The organism is Pontibacter korlensis (assembly GCF_000973725.1).
In the GTDB taxonomy this organism is placed as follows: domain Bacteria; phylum Bacteroidota; class Bacteroidia; order Cytophagales; family Hymenobacteraceae; genus Pontibacter; species Pontibacter korlensis.
In genome coordinates, this window is record NZ_CP009621.1 from 3,985,478 (window position 1) to 4,004,764 (window position 19,287).

Consider the following 19,287-nt stretch of genomic DNA (forward strand, 5'->3'; position numbering starts at 1 on the left):
GTAGATAGATGGAGAGATTAACACAGTCAGAAGAAGAAGCCATGCAGGTGCTATGGCAGCTGAACGGAGGATTTATAAAAGAGGTCCTGGAGAATTTACACGAGCCTAAACCTCCTTATACTACTTTGGCCTCCACTGTAAAGAATTTGGAGCGCAAGGGATATGTGCAAGGGCAAAAGTACGGTAACTCTTACCGCTATGTACCAATGGTAAGAGCAGAGGATTACCGCAAAGAGTTTATGCGCAGCTTTGTTGGTAGCTACTTTCGGAATTCCTACAAAGAGGTAGTTTCCTTTTTTGCCAAGGAGCAGGAGATAAGTGCTGAGGAGTTAAAGGAAATTATCCAGATGATCGAAAAAGAGAAAGGAGAGTGATATGCCAGCTGCCATCCTGTACTTGCTGAAAGTTAACCTCTTGGTGTTGTTGTTTTACATAGCCTATTGGGTGCTGCTCCGAAAGCTTACCTTCTATACTTACAACCGTTACTTCCTTCTGGGATCTCTGCTTCTTTCGGCTGTTTTCCCTTTGCTCGACCTGTCATATTTCTATGCACAGCCGTCACAGTTAGGTGCTGAGATTATCATCCTAATGCCTGATTGGGCAGGTAATACTTACCCTGTGCAGCAGGAGCCAAGAGAATACTGGGGTTGGCTTATGCTGGTTTGTGCACTTGGGTCTGCTGTGGTAGCAGTAAGGTTTATACTTCAGTTTGTTTCATTCTGGCAGCTACATAAAAACTCTGAGCCAGCTTCATGGGAGGGGCAGTGTTTCAGAAAGCTGCAAGGTGAGGTGGGGCCTTTCTCCTTTTGGCGCACCATTTATCTTAACCCAAAGCAGCATACCATTCAAGAGTTACAAGCCCTTCTCCTACACGAGAAAGCGCACGCAGATCAGCTCCACAGCCTGGATATTATATTATCGCAGCTGCTGATGATTGGGTGCTGGTTCAATCCAGCTGTATGGTTGCTGCAGCGGGATGTACGGCAGAACCTAGAGTTTATAGCAGATCAGCAAGTGCTACAGCAGGGGCTGGAGCGAAAAGCCTATCAATACAGCCTCGTGCGTGTAAGCACACAGCTGCTGGATAATAACCTGGTTATGAGTTTTAATTTCAATCATATTAAAAACAGAATTGCCATGATGAATAAAACAAAATCAAATTCGCTGCACAAGTTGAAGTACTTGTTTCTGCCTCCTTCCGTGCTGGTGCTAGCTTTAGTTGTTACAACATCTAAAGCAGAAGTAGACCTGATGACGCAAGGGCTTAATCAAAGTATAAATGAGGAGCTGCAAGACACAACCTCAAAGAAATCCTCTGTTACAATTGTAGGTGGAGAGCAGGATGGTGTGGTCTATTATCTGGACGGTAAACGAACAGATGCGGACAAAATCAAGAGTATAAATCCTGACCAGATTGAAAAAGTAGATGTGCTGAAAGGTGAAAGAGCACAGTCACTAATAGGAGCTGAAGAAGTAAAAGGCTTGGTTGTGATCACAACAAAAGCAGGAAAGAATTCTTCAGAAGCGCAGTCACTACAAAAGAAGTTAGACGCTTTGCAAGGCGGTACGGGTAAATCATCAAGTTTCAACTTCTCTTACGAAAACACCTCTGACTCTGGGACTGCTATACAAGTAGGCCGTGATGTACTGTATCTGCTGGATGATAAGGAGATCAGCTATGAGGAAATGAAAGCTATTGACCCTAATAACATAGCTTCTGTTGATGTGGTGAAGAATAAAGAGGCAGTAGAAAAGTATGGCGAAAAGGGTAAAAATGGTGTAGTACACATCAAAACAAAAAACTAACCTTTTTTTGAATGCATGGATGGGGAAAAGATCACCCTGCTTCTCAACGATGTTTCTGAGGGGCAGGGTGATCTTTTATCCCAGGCAAAAGAAGCGTAAGCCAGCAAGCTGATTCTCTTTACAATCTAATATCGCTCCAACTCTGGAAGGAGTAGTGCTGCAAGTTTTTCTTTACGTTTGATAGCCTCTCTTGCCCAAAACTTAGCTTGCTCAATATCACCCATGGCTTCATATACAACCGCCAGGTTATAAGCAGCCCTGGCAGCATCTTTCTTGTGGCTTCCATCTGCCAGGGGCTCTAGCAATGCAATGGCATTAGACCAATCGTTTGCCGCCATTTTGTGAGCTGCCGGTAAAAGGTTTTTTGTTGAGTAGTAGGAGCGTGAAAACCTTACTGGCTTAGGAGAAAGCCTGCTCCAGTAACCGGCACCAGTATACCATGCTAGGTCATTTATCATTGCTCCGGCGTTTCCCAGGGAAGGACCAACAGCCAGCAGGCCACTGATAACAGGCCTGGTGTTGTACAAGTCTTTTTCAGTAAGAACCATCATGTCTAATAAGTTGCCTGTGCTGTCGTACAACGCCCAGGTTGAGGCAGTTACTAACGTGAAATAGGCCATTTTCGAATTGTCCTGCTCCCTGACCGTTTCCTGTTCCAGAAAGGCATCGAAATGCTCTAAGGAAAGCAGTAGGTGGTGGGGGTGCTGCCTATCAATAGCTTGTACTTCTTCCCGCTCAAGTCCCTCCTTATATGTTGTTGCTCTATAGCTGGCTGTGTCGGTATATACTATATCGTAGGTTTCGTCCTGTAATATGCCCTCAATAGCACCTGCAAAAGCATGTCTTGCTCCATCTTCTAAAACAGCGAGCTTCTTTTCCTTTTTAATGTCCAGCAGGGAGGAGTTGAACCTGTTGATTACCGCTACTTTCCATTGTTCATTTGCTACGGCTACTTCGGCTGGTTGTGTTTTGTCAACATATAGCACCGAGGTACAGCTAAACTGCAAAGTTGCCAATGTACAGCAGAAGGCAAGGGTAATAATCTTTCGCATTGGGTATGTTTACATAGTGGCTTAGTGATATTAAGTTATAAAAAAAAGCCTCAGCAATACAGCTGAGGCCTAATTTATACTTTATCTATGCGATGTTGATGTTAGTCAATAGAGTTGAAGTCAAAGTCATCCAGATATTTGGTGGTGAAGTCCCCCTCCTTAAAGCCTTTGTCATCCATCAACTTAAGGTGGAAAGGAACGGTGGTCTTGATGCCTTCGATTACGAACTCACTCAGAGCACGCTTCATCTTCACAAGGGCTTCCTCACGTGTCTGCGCACTCACGATCAGCTTCGCGATCATAGAGTCGTAGTTTGGTGGGATTACATAGCCAGAGTATACGTGTGAGTCTACACGTACGCCATGGCCACCTGGCAGGTGCAGGGTAGTGATTTTCCCTGGGCTTGGACGGAAGCCGTTCTTCGGGTCCTCAGCGTTGATGCGGCACTCAATAGCGTGCATCTTAGGGTAGTAGTTCTTACCAGTGATTTTCTCACCAGCAGCTACCTTAATTTGCTCCTTGATCAGGTCGTAGTCGATTACCTCCTCTGTAATTGGGTGCTCTACCTGGATACGAGTATTCATCTCCATGAAGTAGAAGTCACGGTTCTTGTCTACCAGGAACTCGATAGTACCAACACCTTCGTAGTTGATGGCTTTGGCACCGGCAATAGCAGCCTGTCCCATTGCATCACGAAGCTCATCTGTTATGAACGGGGAAGGAGTTTCCTCTACCAGTTTTTGGTGGCGGCGCTGGATAGAGCAGTCACGCTCTGATAAGTGAGCAACCTGGCCATGCTGGTCACCGATAAGCTGGATCTCGATGTGGCGTGGCTCCTCTACAAATTTCTCAAGGTAGATACCATCGTTACCGAAAGCAGCTTTAGCCTCAGTACGCGCATCGTTCCAAGCCTTCTCGAATTCGGCTTCGCTCTTGATAATTCGCATACCACGACCACCACCACCAGCAGTTGCCTTGATGATAACCGGGTATTTGATTTTTTTAGCAAGCTTGATACCTTCTTCCATGTTCTTGAGCAAACCTTCAGAACCAGGAATGGTAGGTACACCTGCTTTTTTCATGGTGTCTTTGGCTGAAGCCTTATCGCCCATGGCATTGATCATCTCCGGAGTTGCGCCAATAAACTTAATGCCGTTCTCTGCACAGATGCGTGAAAAATCAGCGTTCTCAGAAAGGAAGCCGTAGCCAGGGTGAATGGCATCAGCATTGGTAATTTCTGCTGCCGCAATAATGTTAGGAATGTTCAGGTATGACTGAGCACTCGGAGGAGGCCCAATGCAGACAGCTTCATCGGCAAAACGCACGTGTAAGCTTTCTTTATCGGCTGTAGAGTATACTGCAACCGTCTTAACGCCCATCTCCTTACAAGTGCGGATAATGCGCAGGGCGATTTCGCCACGGTTAGCAATGAGTATTTTTTTAAACATAATTTCTTATTTGATGATCTGTAGCTTTGGAAATGTAGAGACTAAAAGTGAGATGACATAAAAATGGAGACGATCATTACCATCTCCATTTTAGAATCTTCACATTTTCAAACTTTCAAATCAATGAATTAGCTTGGGTCTACCAGGAACAGAGGCTGATCGTACTCTACTGGAGAAGCATTGTCTACCAACACTTTAACAATCTTGCCTGATACTTCTGATTCGATCTCGTTGAAAAGCTTCATGGCTTCGATGATGCAGATCACCTGGCCTTTTTTCACTTCGTCGCCAACGTTTACAAACATTGGAGTATCCGGGCTTGATGCGCGGTAGAAAGTACCGATCATTGGAGCCTTGATAGCCACATATTTGCTCTCGTCAGAAGCTGGCGCTGGCGCAGCAGGAGCAGGAGCCGGTGCAGCTTGTGGAGCAGCGACAGGAGCAGGGGCTGCCTGATGAGCTGGCTCAGCACCTTTCACATAAGTTACCTTCTGGTCCGGATCACGCTTTACTGAGATCTTAAATTCTTCTGTTTCGATGTTTACTTTATTCAGGCCAGATTTGGCGATAAAGTCGATTAGTTCCTGGATTTCTTTCGCTTTCATGTTTTATTTAACTCTTTCTGCGTATGAATACGTACGAGTATCTACTTTAATTTTTTCGTCCTGACCAATAAACAGTGGCACCTGGATGGTAGCACCTGTCTCCACAATAGCTGGCTTAGAAGCGTTAGTAGCTGTATCTCCTTTTATACCTGGCTCAGTGTACGTAATGGTCAATTCCACAAAAGGAGGGATCTCGCATGTAAGCGGCGTCTCTGTCTCTGCGTGGAAAAGGATAGTTACCTCCTGACCTTCTTTCATCAGGTCAGCAAATGGCACCATGGCATCTTCCAGCGAAACTTGCTCAAAAGAGTTCATGTCCATGAAGTGGTAACCTAGGTCATCTTTGTAGATGAACTGATGCGGACGCTGCTCTACACGGGCAGTTGTGATTTTATGACCAGCCGAGAATGTGTTGTCAATCACTTTGCCGGATCTTACGTTTCTCAGCTTTGTTCTTACGAAAGCAGGACCTTTGCCTGGCTTTACGTGCTGGAAGTCAATTACCTGGTACAGGTCGTTGTTAAACTCAATCACAACGCCGTTCTTAATATCAGCTGTGGTTGCCATACTTTAATACTTAAATATATCCTTATTTAAGGCAGTAAAACTATGCTTGTTTTTGCTGTCATGCAAAACAAAGTTAGTTATTCTGCTGAAAAACACACTCAGGTTTCCCCTGCAAATTGCAGTTATCCGCTCAGTTATACCTGTTTAACCTGTTATTTTTGGGCAAGGTTGCGCTGGTATATTTTACCTGTGTTATGACGCTGCTTTTTTATGTTTAAACGTAGAAGGGTCATCGCTATCAACAAGGCCACCGTACCGAAAGTATAAACAGACTCTCTCTCTAAGAAACGATATAAATCGCCCCCCATCAAATCTCGGATATTAATACCTATAAGTACACAGCCTGCAACAGTTAAAATCTTTGCCACTGTACTAAGGGATGGAAAGTAGTACAGCAGAATTACAATGCAAGGTAGTGTAAACAGAAAAGCATTTAGGCTTGTAAAGGCAAATAAAGGAATAAGAGCCGTCAGTACAGCTACATCAATGAGTATATTTTGCTTCAGGCTTTCACCCTGGCGAACAATGTAGAGCACAAAGCCAGCTATGCATGCCAGTAGCGTTAGCTGATAAACTTTAATGGCCGTCTCGTTGAAGAGTAAGAATTTTATCGGAGTATAACGAGCCAGTACAGAAAAGATGGTGTGGTTGCCGCTTGCGAAGAGCTCCTGTTTGGCACTCATTTCTATCAGCAGTTCCTGAATCCATCCTTGGTAAAGACCTGTAAAAGCTTCGGCAGATGGGTAAAGTATAAATGGTAGAAGCCCAAGTACTACAACCGCCAAAGCAGCAGAAAGGAGTATGCTCAACTTCTTTTTTAGTATAAGGTATGGTATGAAGATTAATCCAAAAGGCTTGATGAACAGCGTTGCAGCTAAAACCACACCCGCAGCTACAGGTTTTTTGCTCAGCCACAAAACGGCCATGCATACATAAAGTGCCAGTAGCACAAAGTTTACCTGTCCCAAGTGCCACTCCCGGTGTATGTGTGCTCCTACAGCAAGAAAGGAGAGTAGCAGGATTATGTTTTTTCGCTTTGCTGTAACAGCTGTCTCACCGTCTGACACATATCTGTACAAGGTTTGCAAAACAACTATGGCTAACAAAACCAGCAGTAACCAGAAAACAATTTTAGCAGCAGCAAAAGGCAGTATGATGAAAGGAATAAAGTACATGCCAGCTGTAGGGGAGTACTTGTAGACATAGTGTCCGTCTGATTCGATTCGGTAAATTTCACTGCCGTTCAGCATTCGTTCTGCGGTTCTGTAGTACACTTCCAGGTCGTGCATCCAGAACCTACCGTTTATGATTTCGCCAACTAGCAGCAAAATTCCTGCAAAGAGAATGGCGTAGGACCAGGCAAACCTGGAGGAGAAAAATTTACTTGTAGACATGGTATGTTTGTTTCATAACTGCTCCATTAAGTAATCAGCTCTCATCACTATGTAGAGGGAGAGTACCTAAGGGAAAGGTGGCATATAAACTACCTACAATTTTAAAGCTAAATAAGCTAAAATTCTAATATTTGTCGACCAAAGCTGCCACACTACATTCCACTTGTTGTGCATCATCAATGCTGTTTAGTAGTAGCTTTTACTATAAGCTTGAAGAGACTTGATCAAATTTTGCTGCACAGCAGTATACTTGAAGCATGATACAACCTGACTTAGCCTCTGTAAAAGCTCTGCTCGATGATCGGGTAGAGAAGTATAACCAACCTAATTTTATACCTCATGACCCGGTGTCAATACCACACCGTTTCTCAAAGAAGCAGGATATTGAGATTAGTGGCTTTTTTGCGGCAATACTTGCCTGGGGGCAGCGAAAAACTATCATTAACAACTGCATCAAGCTGATGAACCTGATGGATAATGCACCCCATGATTTTATCCTTAACCATCAGGAGCAGGACCTGCAGCGGCTATTAGGCTTTAAGCACCGCACCTTTAACGATACAGATCTGCTCTACCTGATTCACTTTTTCCGATGGTACTACAGCCAGCATGACAGCCTTGAGACAGCTTTTACAGGTGAACATAATGAAATCGCAACTCAAAAAGAGCGGCTGGAGTATTTTCATAACCTTGTGTTTGGCCTTGAGGATGCGCCGCAAAGAACCCGTAAGCATATTGCCACTCCTGCCCGAAAGTCGGCCTGTAAACGCCTGAACATGTACCTGCGCTGGATGGTCCGGAAGGACAACGGGGGAGTTGACTTTGGTATTTGGCAAACCATGCCAATGAGCGACTTGGTCTGTCCCTGCGATGTGCACGTGGAGCGGGTAGCACGCCGCCTTGGTCTTATCACCCGGCAAGGGATGGATTGGTTAACTGCTGAGGAGTTAACAGCGCACCTAAGAACCTTCGATCCGGAAGACCCGGTAAAGTATGACTATGCCCTTTTTGGGCTAGGCGTGGAAGAAAAATTCTGAAAAATTTGCTAAAACTTATTCTGTAGATATCCCAAGTTCCCAACACTTGACTAAGGCCCATTAAACTGCCGCCGCTCCACGAAAATACAGGGGCGGCATTTTTGTGCCCCAGGAGCTGTGAGGGTACAAAACCGCCTTGCCTTACAAATAGATAAAGTACGTTTAAATAATTTATTATTTGTGATTTTTCCGCGAGGATGAATGTGCAGATAATACTATTTTGTGCCTTTTTCATATTTGTTAACGGATTGTTATGCCTTTTATTGTTAGCTTGATTTTTGTACTTTTGCATTCAAGGTATTTAAATTACACTTCACTGTGTAAGACTATTGTCTCAGTAAAAACACAACACAAACCATAAAGAATGCACACAGATAACGTAGCCATCCTGGGAACGGGAAACCTCGGTAAATCAATTGCAGAAGGACTCTTAAACAACGGGCAATACCAGCCTGAAAACATCTACGTAACCAGGAGAAACACGAAATCATTACAATATTTAAAAGACAAAGGAGTACAGGTAACCAGCGACAATGCCTTTGCTGTAAAGAACAGCCGCTTTGTGATGCTGTGCGTACAGCCAGCGCACCTGCAGAGCGTTCTGGATGAGATAAAGCCTTATCTAGATCCGGAAAAGCATGTGTTGCTAAGTGTTATTGCAGGTGTTACTATTGATTACATCAGAGATATAGTAGGTGACTTTGCTATCGTGCGCAGCATGCCTAATACGGCCATTGCAGTACAGCAGTCAATGACTTGCCTTGCCTTCAATGAGAAGGCTGCACTGGTAGAAGAGCAGGTAAAAGGAATTTTCAACTGTGTAGGCGAGACGCTTGTGATTGAGGAAGAGCTGATGGCAGGTGCCACTGTACTTTGCTCAAGTGGTATTGCCTTTAACATGCGCTTTATTAGAGCCGTTACGCAAGGTGGTATACAGTTGGGCCTTGATGCTGAGGATGCGCAGAAAATTGCTGTGCAGGTAAGTAAAGGGGCATCTACTTTGTTGACCATCAATAAGTCTCACCCAGAGCAGGAAATTGATAAAGTAACTACACCAGAAGGCTGCACCATAACTGGCCTTAACGAAATGGAACACCAGGGCCTAAGTTCTGCAGTTATAAAAGGCTTAGTAGGGTCACACAGGAGAATCCTGGATTTGAAAGAGCAGCGCGAGAAAGAAGCTGCTTTGTAATCTATTCTGAAAAATAGTATACTGTTTTGTAGTAAACATGTAGCTGGAGCCGCCAGCCTGTTTGCTACAAAACAGCTTTATTTACCCTATATAGCACCCCAAGTACAGGTTCAGTCCTCTTTAACTTCTTTAAGGCACTGCCTGTACTATACTTCTTTTGTGGCATTAGGCCAACTTTCTTACACCTATACTTACCGGCCGTGAAACCATTCACAACTGTTTTGCCGGAAATAAGCTTAAATGCTCTGGTGCTATTATTTTAAAGTCTAATATACAGTTTAACGTTCCAGCTATAACACGATGGGCCTAACTCTCGTGACCGCTAAACTATTGTTTAACCAATCAGATACAGCATGAATCATCAGCCACAGCTAGTTGTCGTGAAAATCGGATCTAACGTGCTAACCCAGAAGGATGGCTCGCCAGATAGGCAACGCATGGCTTCTCTTGTAAAACAAATTGCTTACCTGAAAGAACAGGGCCTGCAGGTGGTGCTGGTCTCTTCGGGGGCAGTTGCCTTTGCAAGAAACAACATCAAAATTGAAGACAAAACTGAGTCTGTTGTAAGGAAACAGATATTAGCCTCCGTAGGCCAGATTGATATTGTGCAGTCCTACAAATCTCTCTTTCAGGAGGCCGGGCACCAGATTGCCCAGATCGTGGTTACCCCGCAGGACTTCCTGTCGCGACGCCACTACCTTAACATAAAAAACTGCCTGCTTGGCCTGCTTAACCACAACATCATCCCAATCATTAATGAGAACGATGCAGTGGCCGTAACAGAGCTGATGTTTACCGATAACGATGAGCTGGCAAGTATGACGGCCGCCATGATTGATGCAGATACGCTTATTCTGCTTACTAACGTTGACGGCATCTACAAAGGCCATCCAGATAATCCGGACTCAATATTAATTGAGCGGGTAAGCCGCAAGACCTCCGGTATAAGTCGCTATATTACTACATCCAAATCGAGCTTTGGGCGTGGCGGAATGAGCAGCAAAATGAAAATGGCTCGTAAAGCAGCCTATTTGGGTATACATGTATTTATAGCCAATGGCAACCGCGACAATGTGTTGCTGGATTTCCACAACGGTAATCTGAAAGCTACTTACTTCGAGCCAGACTCATCTAAGCCTAACCTTAAAAAATGGGTAGCGCATAGCGATAACTACACAAAAGGGGAAGTGATAGTGAATGAAGGAGCTAAAGAGGCATTACACGCTGAGGATGCAGCTAGTCTGCTACCGGTAGGCATAGTTGGCATAAGCGGTAATTTCTCTAAAGGTGATATAATCAGGATTAAGGATGAAAACGGTGAAAATCTTGGTCTTGGTAAAGCTGAGTATGGTTCTAAAAAAGCATCCATGACTTTAGGACTGAGCAACCAGAAGCCCATCATCCACTACAATTATTTATACTTATTCAAGTACCACAGCCTATAAACTATGGAATTGCAACAGGTTTTTAAGAACGTAAAACAAGCAAGCAGGAAGTTAAGCCTGCTTGCAGATGATAAAATAAAAAAGGTACTACAGGATTTAGCTGCAAAGGCCATAGAGGAAACAGGTTCTGTGCTTGCTGCCAACCAGCTGGACCTTGAACGGATGGATACCAGCGATCCTAAGTACGACCGGTTAAAGCTGACAGAGGAGCGTATTGAGAGTATCGCAGCCGATATTCAAAATGTAGCCAATCTTCCGTCACCTTTGGGTAAAGTGCTCTCTGAACGCAGCCTTGATAATGGACTGGAGCTCAAGAAAGTATCAGTGCCACTTGGAGTGATTGGCATCATATACGAAGCGCGGCCAAACGTAACTTTCGATGTTTTTAGTCTATGCCTGCGCTCTGGTAATGCCCTACTGCTAAAGGGAGGAAGCGATGCGAAAGACTCTAACGCAGCTATTGTAAAGCTAATACATGAGGTGCTGGAGCAGAATGGCGTAGACAAGAATATTGTACAGCTGTTGCCACCTGATCGTCAGGCTACGCACGAGATGCTGCATGCCGTAGATTACGTGGATATCATTATACCGCGCGGTAGCCAGGGACTCATCAATTATGTGCGTGAGAATTCTAAAGTGCCAGTGATAGAAACGGGTGCCGGGATTGTTCATACTTATTTTGATGAGTTCGCAGACCTTGCCTCAGGAAAGGAGATTGTGGTGAATGCCAAGACCCGTCGCGTGAGTGTATGTAACGCACTTGACTGCCTTGTGATACATGAAGACCGGCTTGCGGACCTTGCCGAGATAGGGCAGGGCTTGGCTGCCAAAGGAGTGGAAGTGTTTGCCGATGTACCCGCTTTTGCTGCTTTGAAAGGCACATACCCTGCTGAGAAGCTTCACCAGGCTACCGAAGAGCACTTTGGTACAGAGTTCCTGTCGCTAAAGATGTCAGTTAAAACAGTATCGGGTCTTGATGAGGCCATAGAGCACATAAATACTTATACTTCGCAGCATAGTGAGGCAATCATTTCTGACAATGAGGAGCATGTGGAGCATTTCCTAAAAGCTGTGGATGCAGCTGCAGTATATGCTAACACTTCCACTGCCTTCACTGATGGCGCGCAGTTTGGCTTAGGGGCTGAGATTGGCATTAGTACACAGAAGCTACACGCCAGAGGTCCTATGGCACTTGATGAGCTGACCAGCTACAAATGGGTTGTGAAAGGCAAAGGGCAGGTAAGAGCCTAGAATCAAGCTAACATTTTTTAAACAGGAAGAGCCGCTATACCAGTAGCGGCTCTTCCTGCTTATGCAGGTAAACTTGTTATGTTTATACTAAAATGCTGTAGTGCTATAAAACAGGCTATCAGAGAACAAGCTGCTCAAAAAGTTTTTCCAGCTTCTCCTGTGCGTTGCCACACAAACCAGGGTGAACTTGTGATGTCTGTACTATAGTGCTGCGGTTAGCAGTAAGCCAGCGGAAACGCGAGGCTGTGCCTAATTGACCGATCGGGCCTCCCTGTTTACGTCCTGCACAAACTTTCTCGAAGGCGCCTAATCTGTCTTTCAGCTCTTGCATATCTATACAGGTAGAGAAGGCTTTAAGCCGGTCTTCGTTCAAGTGATACTTTGTTTGCAAAAAGCCTTGTGAAGAACAGAACAATATAACACCAACATTCAGAAACTCCTCTCGTTCTACCCGTGGCACCACACGGATTACGGCATACTCAAATAAGTGCTTTTCTTGCATGTTCTGCTCCTTTTACAAAGGTTTCGGAATGGGCGAGACGTGTCTCTAAAAACTGTGCGTAAGCTTGTCTGTGCTCTTCTGCCGACTCAAAAGGTGACTCTACACCTGTAAGCCAATCGTCTGGTATAGCCGAAAGTATAGCTCTCAATAGTTCTGGCGAAAGTATAGCCTTGAAAGCCGTATCAACAGCCTCAAGCTCTGTAGCTAAAGGCAGCATCACGTGGTCCTTAATCTGGGGGAAAGGGCGCTTAGCCTGTTCTTCCCAGTTGTTCCAGGAGTGATGAAAGTATAAAGAAGCGCCATGGTCAATTAGCCACAACTCTTTCTTCCACATAAGCATGTTGGTGTTGCGAGCAGTACGATCAACATTATAAACCAGGCAATCGAGCCATACTATTTGGGAGGCAAGCTTTGTGTCCAGGGTGGTTACCACCGGATCGAAAGTTATAGCACCAGTTAAGTAGTGCAGGGCTAGGTTAAGTCCTTCGCTAGCGCGTAGCAAATCCTGTATCTCCTCGTCCGGCTCAGTGCGTCCGAAAGCTTCGTCAAGCGTAGCAAATACAATCTCGGGCACCTTAAACCCTAAGGCACGTGCCATTTCTCCAACTATCAGTTCGGCTATCAGCACCTTTATACCTTGTCCGGCACCACGGAACTTCAGCACGTATAAAAATTCATCATCTGCCTCCACAATGGCAGGAAGCGATCCGCCCTCGCGAAGCGGCGTAATATACCGCGTCACGTCAACGGTTCTTATTTCAGGAGGGCTATTTCTCATTTTGTGTTTTGTCTGTTAAAGGGCCTTCTGCATGCAAACACTGTTTTCAACGCCGATATACTGGCCATAGTTTGGTATCAAGGCATAACCACTCTTTTGGTAGAGCCTTATGGCCTCAGGTTGTTTTTTACCTGTCTCCAGAACGCATGAAGTGTATCCTAACTCTTTTGCCCAGCGTTCCAGTTCTTGCAGTACCTGCTGTGCAATTCCATGGCCTCTGCATTCCTCCAGCACAAACATCCGCTTTACTTCAGCTGCTTCAGTAGTAAATGCTTTGATGGCTCCACAGCCTACAGCCACGCCATCTTTAGAAGCAGTCACAACATGCTGGATTTTGTCAATCTTGTTGTACTGGGCGTAGAAGGAATGCTCTTCACCGTCTCTTCGCTGTAGGTCCTGGTCAAGCAGTTGTACCAATGCGCGGAAATCAGAATTGTCGGAGTTGGTTCGGTGTATGTTGATCATGTGCAGGGCGTAAGTACACAACAGCTGTTTTACTTGGCAAGTATAAGCATGAAATGGCTAATTGCCGCATGCTGCCTCTTTTTCGTAGCTGTTGAAGAGCTAGTCAGCTTAGATCTTCACGCGCTTCCAGGTACCCTTTCTGAACAGCCACCAGCTTACCAGTGCATGAAATGAATGGCAAAATGCAATAGCGATAAACACCCCAGTATAGGCAAAGCCAAAGTACATGGCCAGCAAATAGGCTATCGGAATCTCTATCAGCCAAAGAACAACTATATTGATAAGGGCAGGAGTACGGGTGTCGCCGGCTCCATTAAAAGCCTGTACCATAACCATGCCCAAGCCAAAAAAGATGTAGCCCAGTGTGATGATCTTCAGAGCTTCGGCCGTGATGGCTATCACTTCCGGATCATCTGTAAATAAGCGAGACAGCTGTTCCCCGAATATCAGGTACACTACCGTAACAGCCGCCATAAATACCATATTATAGCGAGCTGTTAGCCACACTGCCAACTCTGCTCGTTTAGCCTTGCGTGCTCCTAAGTTTTGCCCGACAAGGGTAGCTGCTGCTGAAGAAAGCCCCCAGGCTGGCAAAAGCGTGAAGATGATAATACGAAACGCTATGGTATAGGCTGCCAAGGCGTTACTGCCAAACTCGGCAATGATCCTGGTCAGGAATATCCAGCTGGCAGAATCAATCAGGTACTGACCCATACCTCCGGATGATAGCTTTAGGATGCGGTATACTACAGCAAAGCTAATCGTGAGGTTTTCTTTCAGGATCTTGAGCAGGTGGCGGCCATTAAATAGATGGTACAACTGATAGACAACCCCCAGGCTTCTTCCTATTGTTGTGGCCCATGCGGCACCTTCCAGCCCTAAACCTTCTATGTTACCTATTCCAAAGATCAGGAGTGGGTCTAGTATAATGTTGGCTCCATTAGCAAGCCAAAGCGCGCGCATGGCCAGGTGCGGCTGACCTGCGCCTCTGAATGCTCCATTAATCAGGAAAAGCAGAATGATGGCCAGATTTCCTGCATAGATGATCTGGGCATAGCTTGTTCCTACAGCTACTACTTCTGGCGCAGCTCCCATCAGTGCCAGCGTCTCAGCGGCGAAAAATGTAGCTACTCCACCCATCACCAGGGCTAAGCCTGTACCCGTTACGATCAGCTGGAACGTTATACTTCCAGCCTCCTTATAGTTCTTCTCCCCAACCCGCCGCGACACCATGGCAGTTGCAGCTATACTGATACCCATGCCCACGGCATAGATAATCATCAGGATAGATTCTGTTAAGCCTACAGTAGCCAGTGCGTTAGCTCCTAACCGGCCGACAAAGAAGATATCTACAACAGCAAAGAGCGATTCCATCAGCATCTCCAGGATCATGGGGATGGCCAGTAGCACAATGCTTCGCTTTATGCCAAGGGTAGTATAGTCCTGTTCATTGCCCCGTACGGCAGACCACACAAGCTGCAGAAAACTTTTAAAGTTGGACATGAACAGGAATGACGTTTATACTTATCTATAGGTCGATATTTTACTGCTTCAAACGGTATTCATCAATCAAATGGCTGCCCAGTCTGTACGAAATACCTAATTCCAACATTACTCCACAGGCTTCTTTTAAGTTGAAGATAACAGGGCGAACAGCTGCATGTACGTTCAGGTAGTGATTCGTTATAGAGGGCATTCCATAGAAAAAGCCTGGTTTGTCTTTACTTAATTTGATAAGATAATTAATCACAAAGCCTGGGCTAAACCCCTTCAGCTGTACCCAATCATCATCTTCATGCTCAAGTTTAGGTGTGACTTTTTGTACAGCATAAGCTAACTCAACCTGAGCGTTAAACTCTGTTCTTTCTTTAGCAGCAAAAGCTTTGTTAGCAGCAAGGCCTACAATTAGAGTAGGAGGTGTGTGGGTTTGTTCCCTACCGGAATTAATAGGGTAGTCCTTTTTCTGTTCATTGCCGTAGAAGCTCATCACCAAACCTCCGCCAACTCCTTTTTTACCGGTGTACATCAAGTCTACTTTCATACCTCCACCAGGGTGAAGGTACTCTCCTGCTTTTCCTAAGAAAGCGTTGGCTGCAATACCGAAAGCCACATCAAGCCTCTGGCCAGACTTATGAATGTATTCAAAGTCGTCGTAGGCTGGTTGCTTATACTCAAGTTTAAAGATACTTTGCCGCTGCATACTTGCCTGCTCGGTTTCATACTTAGGCAACTGGAACTGCAGAAAGTATAAAGAGCTTTCCTTTAAACTATTTACAGTACGAGGGTAGAACATAGTTACTTTGGTAGCAGCATGCTGCAGACTATCCTGTATAGCAGCATCATCTATACCATTTACATCCTCTAGTGTTGGAGTGCCATCTACATCTATGAAGAATATCAGCTCAATTTCCTTCTGCTGAAGCAGCTCCTTTTGCTCTTTAGAAAAGTTGATTTTGTAGAATGGTAAAGCAACCTTACCTATACCTTCTATCGGCTCAGGACCATGAACTATACTTTCGGTTTGGCCATAACCTTGCAGTGCAGCTAAGCGAAGCACTAGCGCAACGATTGCAGACTTAAACATCTAGAAAATAGTCTACTTAACTTAGAATTGGAGCGCGAAGCTAAGCAGTATTTTTAGAATTTCAGGTGCAGTTACTGTTTATAATTCTTTATAACTGTACTTAGCTTTGATGAGTCTGCCAGCGCCACTAAGTCTATTTCACGGCAATTTTCAGTACAACCTTCCGCACAACCTCTTCTGTTATCATAGCTGCGTGGGCATCATCGGGGTAGAATATCGTGAATGAACCCGCCGGCACATTAAACCAGTTATCTGTTTTGTCAGGGAAGAAGGCAGCGTCGCGCTCTTCTGTGTATGGGTCGTTAGGCACGCTGCACATAGCCAGGTCCTTCCAGCCCATATGGTCAGTACCGGAGATGACGAATTGAATATCGATGTACTTGCGGTGCACTTCCAGCTTAGCCTCCTGCTTACTTACTCCTTTGCCCTCTGAAACGATCGCAAACAGCTGCTTTCCGTTTATTTCATGCACACCATTAGGTTCTGTTGCTAAGTCTGTTTCCTGCAGGTACTGGAAAGCTTGCTCGAAGAGTGGGTGCAAACAAGTATAGCGATGGGCGTTGGCTAGTTTATCTAAAATCATTTTGAGTAAGGAAGTTAGAGGGTTATAAATTTAGAAAGTAGAGGCGCAATATCTTGCGTTTTTGGGCTTGTATATTATTAGGCGAAATAGGCATCAAAACGAACAAAACTGCCCTGTATACTTGTTATAGATATTGCTAATTTTGCAGTAAATTAAAAGATAAGCATTGATCTACCCAGAAAACTTTGAAATAAAAATCGGCTTTGCACAAGTGCGCGAGATGCTCTTAGACTTTTGTCTAAGTCCGCTGGGCCGCAACTTTGTAAACCGCATGCAATTCCTGAACCGCCACGACCTGGTTGAAAGGCTTTTGCAACAAACTGAAGAATTTAAACAACTGCTCGAATCGGACGCTGAGATTCCGCTTCAGCACTATTATGACCCTACCACATATCTTGATCGTGCGGCTATTGAAGGGACTTACCTGGACGTATCGCAGTTTTTCGAGATCAAGATGTCGCTCCGTACTATCCGTGACTCACTTCGCTTTATTTCTGATGCTGAAGAAGGAAAGTATGATGCTCTGAAAGCTCTAGGTGCCAATGTAAGTGTAGAACGCTCCCTTTTGGCTGCTTTGGATAAAGTAGTGGACGATGCCGGAGCAGTACGCGATGATGCCACCCCTGAGTTGCAGCGACTGAAGCGTGATTTAATTGCTCAGCAGGCTGTGCTTCGTAAAACAATAAGCTCTATTCTGCGCCATGCCAAAAACGAAGGCTGGACGCCATCTGACGTGGAGCCTACCATACGTGGTGGCCGATTGGTTATACCTGTTATTGCCGAGCATAAGCGTCGCATCAAAGGTCTTATCCATGACGAGTCGAATACAGGACAGACGGTTTATATTGAGCCGGAGTCAATCTTTGAGCTTAACAACGATATTAAGGATTTGGAGAACGCTTACCACCGTGAGCTGATCCGTATCCTGATGGGGCTGACCAATACGTTGCGCCACCACATACCGGAGCTTCGCAAAGCGTACCAGTACCTGGGGCTGCTGGATTTTATCCGGGCTAAGGCGGCCTTCGCCCGACGCATTGAGGCTAGCAAGCCAAAGCTGCATAAGTATCCACTAATCGACTGGAAGCAGGCCTTTCATCCGCTGCTGTACCTGGCGCACAAGCAGGTAGACAAACCTACTGTGCCTATGGACTTGGAGCTGAACGGCGATCAGCGTATTCTGCTTATCTCAGGTCCTAACGCCGGCGGTAAGTCTGTAAGCTTGAAAACAGTAGGCTTGGTGCAGTACATGCTGCAGTGTGGCATGCTCATTCCGGCGGCAGATGGCTCAGAGGCGGGTATCTTCCATGATATTTTTATTGATATTGGAGATGAGCAGTCGATAGAGAACGACCTGAGTACGTATAGCTCGCACCTCACCAACATGAAGAAATTTGTGACGGTGGCTGATAAGCGAAGCCTTGTTCTGATAGATGAGTTTGGTACTGGTACAGAGCCTATACTTGGTGGTGCCATAGCTGAGGCAGTGCTACAGAACCTGAATGATAGCCATGTGTATGGTGTCATCACCACGCACTACACAAACCTGAAAAACTATGCCGAGCGCACACCAGGTATTGTGAACGGTGCCATGCGCTATGACCATAAGCACCTGCAGCCGCTCTACCAGCTGGAGATCGGCAAGCCTGGCTCATCCTTTGCTATAGAGATCGCACAGAAGATAGGTCTGCCTAAGCACATTATCGACAGAGCAAGTAAGTTAGTAGGTAAAGACAAGATCCGCTACGACCGCCTGCTGGAAGAACTGGAGACAGAGAAGCAGGAGCTGGAGAAGAAGGTGCGCGAGGCAGCTAAACTGGAAGAGAAGCTAAAGCGCCAGGTGAAGGACTATCATGACCTGAAGAACTTCCTGGAGGACAGCAAGCAGGACATTATGCGTGAAGCCAAGGGCAAGGCTAAACTACTTCTGAAGGATGCGAATCAGAAAATCGAGTCAACTATTCAGCAGATAAAGCAGAGCCAGGCCGAAAAGGAGAAAACCAAAGAAGCCCGCCGTGAACTGGAGGAGTTTGCACAGGAGGTGCGTAAAGAGGAGCCAAGACCTGCTCACAAACGTGTTGTGAAAGGCAGTATAAAAGAAGGCGACAACGTGGCACTGGTAGGGCAGGATTCTGTAGGACAGGTAGTAGGCATAAAAGGTAAAACTGCAGAGGTTTTATTTGGAGGCCTTAAAACCATAGTTAAGCTGGATAACCTGGAGCGTGTAGAGGGGCAGGTGTCTCAGAAGCCGAAGAAAGCCAAAATGGAGGCAGTGGATGGAAGCTTTAGCCGTGGCATGAACATGACGCGGCGCATGGCCGACTTTACCAACACTCTCGACATACGTGGCGAGTATGCTGAAGATGCCCTAACCAGGATCATGAACTTTACAGATGAAGCTATCATGTTGGGTATCCCGGAAATCAAGATCATTCACGGCAGGGGCAATGGAGTTCTTCGCCAGGTGGTACGGGATTACCTGTACTCAGTACCTGAGGTTGCCAGCCTAGGCAACGAGGTTGAGGAGCGAGGCGGTGATGGCGCTACATTGGCAGTACTGAAGTAATGCTTTATAATT

At 45.6% G+C, this 19,287-nt stretch carries 18 protein-coding genes; 7 read left to right on the plus strand and 11 right to left on the minus strand.

Translation table 11 applies throughout. The features are described 5' to 3' along the window. Nucleotides 1–8 precede the first annotated feature (8 nt). Nucleotides 9–374: a BlaI/MecI/CopY family transcriptional regulator gene (locus PKOR_RS17130; RefSeq protein WP_046312359.1), complete on the plus strand. Its 366-nt coding sequence runs from the start codon at nucleotides 9–11 to the stop codon at nucleotides 372–374. A gap of 1 nt (nucleotide 375) precedes the next feature. After that, a complete protein-coding gene (locus tag PKOR_RS17135; protein WP_046312360.1) occupies nucleotides 376–1,806 on the plus strand; it encodes a M56 family metallopeptidase in 1,431 nt (476 codons plus the stop codon). A 125-nt stretch (nucleotides 1,807–1,931) separates the two neighbouring features. Here PKOR_RS17135 and PKOR_RS17140 read toward each other — a convergent pair whose 3' ends face one another. The 5 genes from PKOR_RS17140 to PKOR_RS17160 all read right to left on the minus strand — a co-directional run bounded on the left by PKOR_RS17140 (nucleotide 1,932) and on the right by PKOR_RS17160 (nucleotide 6,872). Continuing rightward, on the minus strand, nucleotides 1,932–2,858 hold the full coding sequence (locus PKOR_RS17140) for a DUF6340 family protein (protein ID WP_046312361.1): 927 nt from the start codon (nucleotides 2,856–2,858) through the stop codon (nucleotides 1,932–1,934). A 101-nt stretch (nucleotides 2,859–2,959) separates the two neighbouring features. Further along, nucleotides 2,960–4,306 carry an acetyl-CoA carboxylase biotin carboxylase subunit gene (gene accC / locus PKOR_RS17145; RefSeq protein ID WP_046312362.1) on the minus strand — a complete coding sequence of 449 codons (1,347 nt, stop codon included), beginning with the start codon at nucleotides 4,304–4,306 and terminating at the stop codon, nucleotides 2,960–2,962. A gap of 128 nt (nucleotides 4,307–4,434) precedes the next feature. Beyond that, a complete protein-coding gene (gene accB / locus PKOR_RS17150; protein WP_046312363.1) occupies nucleotides 4,435–4,911 on the minus strand; it encodes an acetyl-CoA carboxylase biotin carboxyl carrier protein in 477 nt (158 codons plus the stop codon). Between the two features lie 3 nt (nucleotides 4,912–4,914). Further along, the gene (gene efp, locus PKOR_RS17155; protein ID WP_046312364.1) at nucleotides 4,915–5,478 is read right to left on the minus strand and encodes an elongation factor P; all 564 of its coding nucleotides are present in this window, start codon (nucleotides 5,476–5,478) and stop codon (nucleotides 4,915–4,917) included. Between the two features lie 152 nt (nucleotides 5,479–5,630). Beyond that, entirely contained in the window at nucleotides 5,631–6,872 is a 1,242-nt protein-coding gene (locus tag PKOR_RS17160) for a glycosyltransferase family 87 protein (RefSeq protein ID WP_046312365.1), read from the minus strand. Between the two features lie 257 nt (nucleotides 6,873–7,129). On the opposite strand from PKOR_RS17160, the gene PKOR_RS17165 reads away from it, so the two are divergent. The 4 genes from PKOR_RS17165 (at nucleotide 7,130) to PKOR_RS17180 (ending at nucleotide 11,797) form a co-directional block, all read left to right on the plus strand. Beyond that, nucleotides 7,130–7,909, plus strand: coding sequence for a TIGR02757 family protein (locus PKOR_RS17165; RefSeq protein WP_046312366.1), 780 nt, complete (start codon nucleotides 7,130–7,132; stop codon nucleotides 7,907–7,909). Nucleotides 7,910–8,273: 364 nt separating this feature from the next. Further along, a complete protein-coding gene (gene proC / locus PKOR_RS17170) occupies nucleotides 8,274–9,101 on the plus strand; it encodes a pyrroline-5-carboxylate reductase (RefSeq protein WP_046312367.1) in 828 nt (275 codons plus the stop codon). A gap of 353 nt (nucleotides 9,102–9,454) precedes the next feature. Next, nucleotides 9,455–10,546: a glutamate 5-kinase gene (proB, locus tag PKOR_RS17175; RefSeq protein WP_046312368.1), complete on the plus strand. Its 1,092-nt coding sequence runs from the start codon at nucleotides 9,455–9,457 to the stop codon at nucleotides 10,544–10,546. Nucleotides 10,547–10,549: 3 nt separating this feature from the next. Next, a complete protein-coding gene (locus tag PKOR_RS17180; protein WP_046312369.1) occupies nucleotides 10,550–11,797 on the plus strand; it encodes a glutamate-5-semialdehyde dehydrogenase in 1,248 nt (415 codons plus the stop codon). 118 nt (nucleotides 11,798–11,915) lie between these two features. Here the strand turns inward: PKOR_RS17180 and PKOR_RS17185 are convergent, their stop codons facing one another. The 6 genes from PKOR_RS17185 to PKOR_RS17210 all read right to left on the minus strand — a co-directional run bounded on the left by PKOR_RS17185 (nucleotide 11,916) and on the right by PKOR_RS17210 (nucleotide 16,709). After that, nucleotides 11,916–12,299 carry a DUF3037 domain-containing protein gene (locus PKOR_RS17185; RefSeq protein ID WP_046312370.1) on the minus strand — a complete coding sequence of 128 codons (384 nt, stop codon included), beginning with the start codon at nucleotides 12,297–12,299 and terminating at the stop codon, nucleotides 11,916–11,918. Further along, complete coding sequence (locus PKOR_RS17190; RefSeq protein WP_046312371.1) at nucleotides 12,277–13,077, minus strand: HipA family kinase; 801 nt, start codon at nucleotides 13,075–13,077, stop codon at nucleotides 12,277–12,279. Before PKOR_RS17190 ends, PKOR_RS17185 begins: the two co-directional genes overlap by 23 nt. A 15-nt stretch (nucleotides 13,078–13,092) precedes the next feature. After that, on the minus strand, nucleotides 13,093–13,542 hold the full coding sequence (locus PKOR_RS17195) for a GNAT family N-acetyltransferase (RefSeq protein ID WP_046312372.1): 450 nt from the start codon (nucleotides 13,540–13,542) through the stop codon (nucleotides 13,093–13,095). 108 nt (nucleotides 13,543–13,650) lie between these two features. After that, nucleotides 13,651–15,045, minus strand: a complete 1,395-nt coding sequence (locus tag PKOR_RS17200; RefSeq protein ID WP_046312373.1) for an MATE family efflux transporter — start codon at nucleotides 15,043–15,045, stop codon at nucleotides 13,651–13,653. Between the two features lie 40 nt (nucleotides 15,046–15,085). Then, nucleotides 15,086–16,126, minus strand: a complete 1,041-nt coding sequence (locus PKOR_RS17205) for a hypothetical protein (RefSeq protein ID WP_046312374.1) — start codon at nucleotides 16,124–16,126, stop codon at nucleotides 15,086–15,088. A gap of 133 nt (nucleotides 16,127–16,259) precedes the next feature. Next, the gene (locus PKOR_RS17210) at nucleotides 16,260–16,709 is read right to left on the minus strand and encodes a NanQ anomerase/TabA/YiaL family protein (RefSeq protein WP_046312375.1); all 450 of its coding nucleotides are present in this window, start codon (nucleotides 16,707–16,709) and stop codon (nucleotides 16,260–16,262) included. A 166-nt stretch (nucleotides 16,710–16,875) separates the two neighbouring features. On the opposite strand from PKOR_RS17210, the gene PKOR_RS17215 reads away from it, so the two are divergent. After that, complete coding sequence (locus tag PKOR_RS17215; RefSeq protein WP_046312376.1) at nucleotides 16,876–19,275, plus strand: endonuclease MutS2; 2,400 nt, start codon at nucleotides 16,876–16,878, stop codon at nucleotides 19,273–19,275. Nucleotides 19,276–19,287 lie beyond the last annotated feature (12 nt).

Excerpts from the sequence above, each read along its gene's own strand:
- accB (WP_046312363.1), bottom strand. The coding sequence starts at position 4,911 with ATGAAAGCGAAAGAAATCCAGGAACTAATCGACTTTATCGCCAAATCT.
- PKOR_RS17195 (WP_046312372.1), bottom strand. The coding sequence starts at position 13,542 with ATGATCAACATACACCGAACCAACTCCGACAATTCTGATTTCCGCGCA.
- proC (WP_046312367.1), top strand. The coding sequence starts at position 8,274 with ATGCACACAGATAACGTAGCCATCCTGGGAACGGGAAACCTCGGTAAA.
- PKOR_RS17185 (WP_046312370.1), bottom strand. The coding sequence starts at position 12,299 with ATGCAAGAAAAGCACTTATTTGAGTATGCCGTAATCCGTGTGGTGCCA.
- accC (WP_046312362.1), bottom strand. The coding sequence starts at position 4,306 with ATGTTTAAAAAAATACTCATTGCTAACCGTGGCGAAATCGCCCTGCGC.
- PKOR_RS17205 (WP_046312374.1), bottom strand. The coding sequence starts at position 16,126 with ATGTTTAAGTCTGCAATCGTTGCGCTAGTGCTTCGCTTAGCTGCACTG.
- PKOR_RS17135 (WP_046312360.1), top strand. The coding sequence starts at position 376 with ATGCCAGCTGCCATCCTGTACTTGCTGAAAGTTAACCTCTTGGTGTTG.
- efp (WP_046312364.1), bottom strand. The coding sequence starts at position 5,478 with ATGGCAACCACAGCTGATATTAAGAACGGCGTTGTGATTGAGTTTAAC.
- PKOR_RS17140 (WP_046312361.1), bottom strand. The coding sequence starts at position 2,858 with ATGCGAAAGATTATTACCCTTGCCTTCTGCTGTACATTGGCAACTTTG.
- PKOR_RS17210 (WP_046312375.1), bottom strand. The coding sequence starts at position 16,709 with ATGATTTTAGATAAACTAGCCAACGCCCATCGCTATACTTGTTTGCAC.
- PKOR_RS17165 (WP_046312366.1), top strand. The coding sequence starts at position 7,130 with ATGATACAACCTGACTTAGCCTCTGTAAAAGCTCTGCTCGATGATCGG.
- PKOR_RS17200 (WP_046312373.1), bottom strand. The coding sequence starts at position 15,045 with ATGTCCAACTTTAAAAGTTTTCTGCAGCTTGTGTGGTCTGCCGTACGG.
- PKOR_RS17180 (WP_046312369.1), top strand. The coding sequence starts at position 10,550 with ATGGAATTGCAACAGGTTTTTAAGAACGTAAAACAAGCAAGCAGGAAG.
- proB (WP_046312368.1), top strand. The coding sequence starts at position 9,455 with ATGAATCATCAGCCACAGCTAGTTGTCGTGAAAATCGGATCTAACGTG.
- PKOR_RS17160 (WP_046312365.1), bottom strand. The coding sequence starts at position 6,872 with ATGTCTACAAGTAAATTTTTCTCCTCCAGGTTTGCCTGGTCCTACGCC.
- PKOR_RS17130 (WP_046312359.1), top strand. The coding sequence starts at position 9 with ATGGAGAGATTAACACAGTCAGAAGAAGAAGCCATGCAGGTGCTATGG.
- PKOR_RS17190 (WP_046312371.1), bottom strand. The coding sequence starts at position 13,077 with ATGAGAAATAGCCCTCCTGAAATAAGAACCGTTGACGTGACGCGGTAT.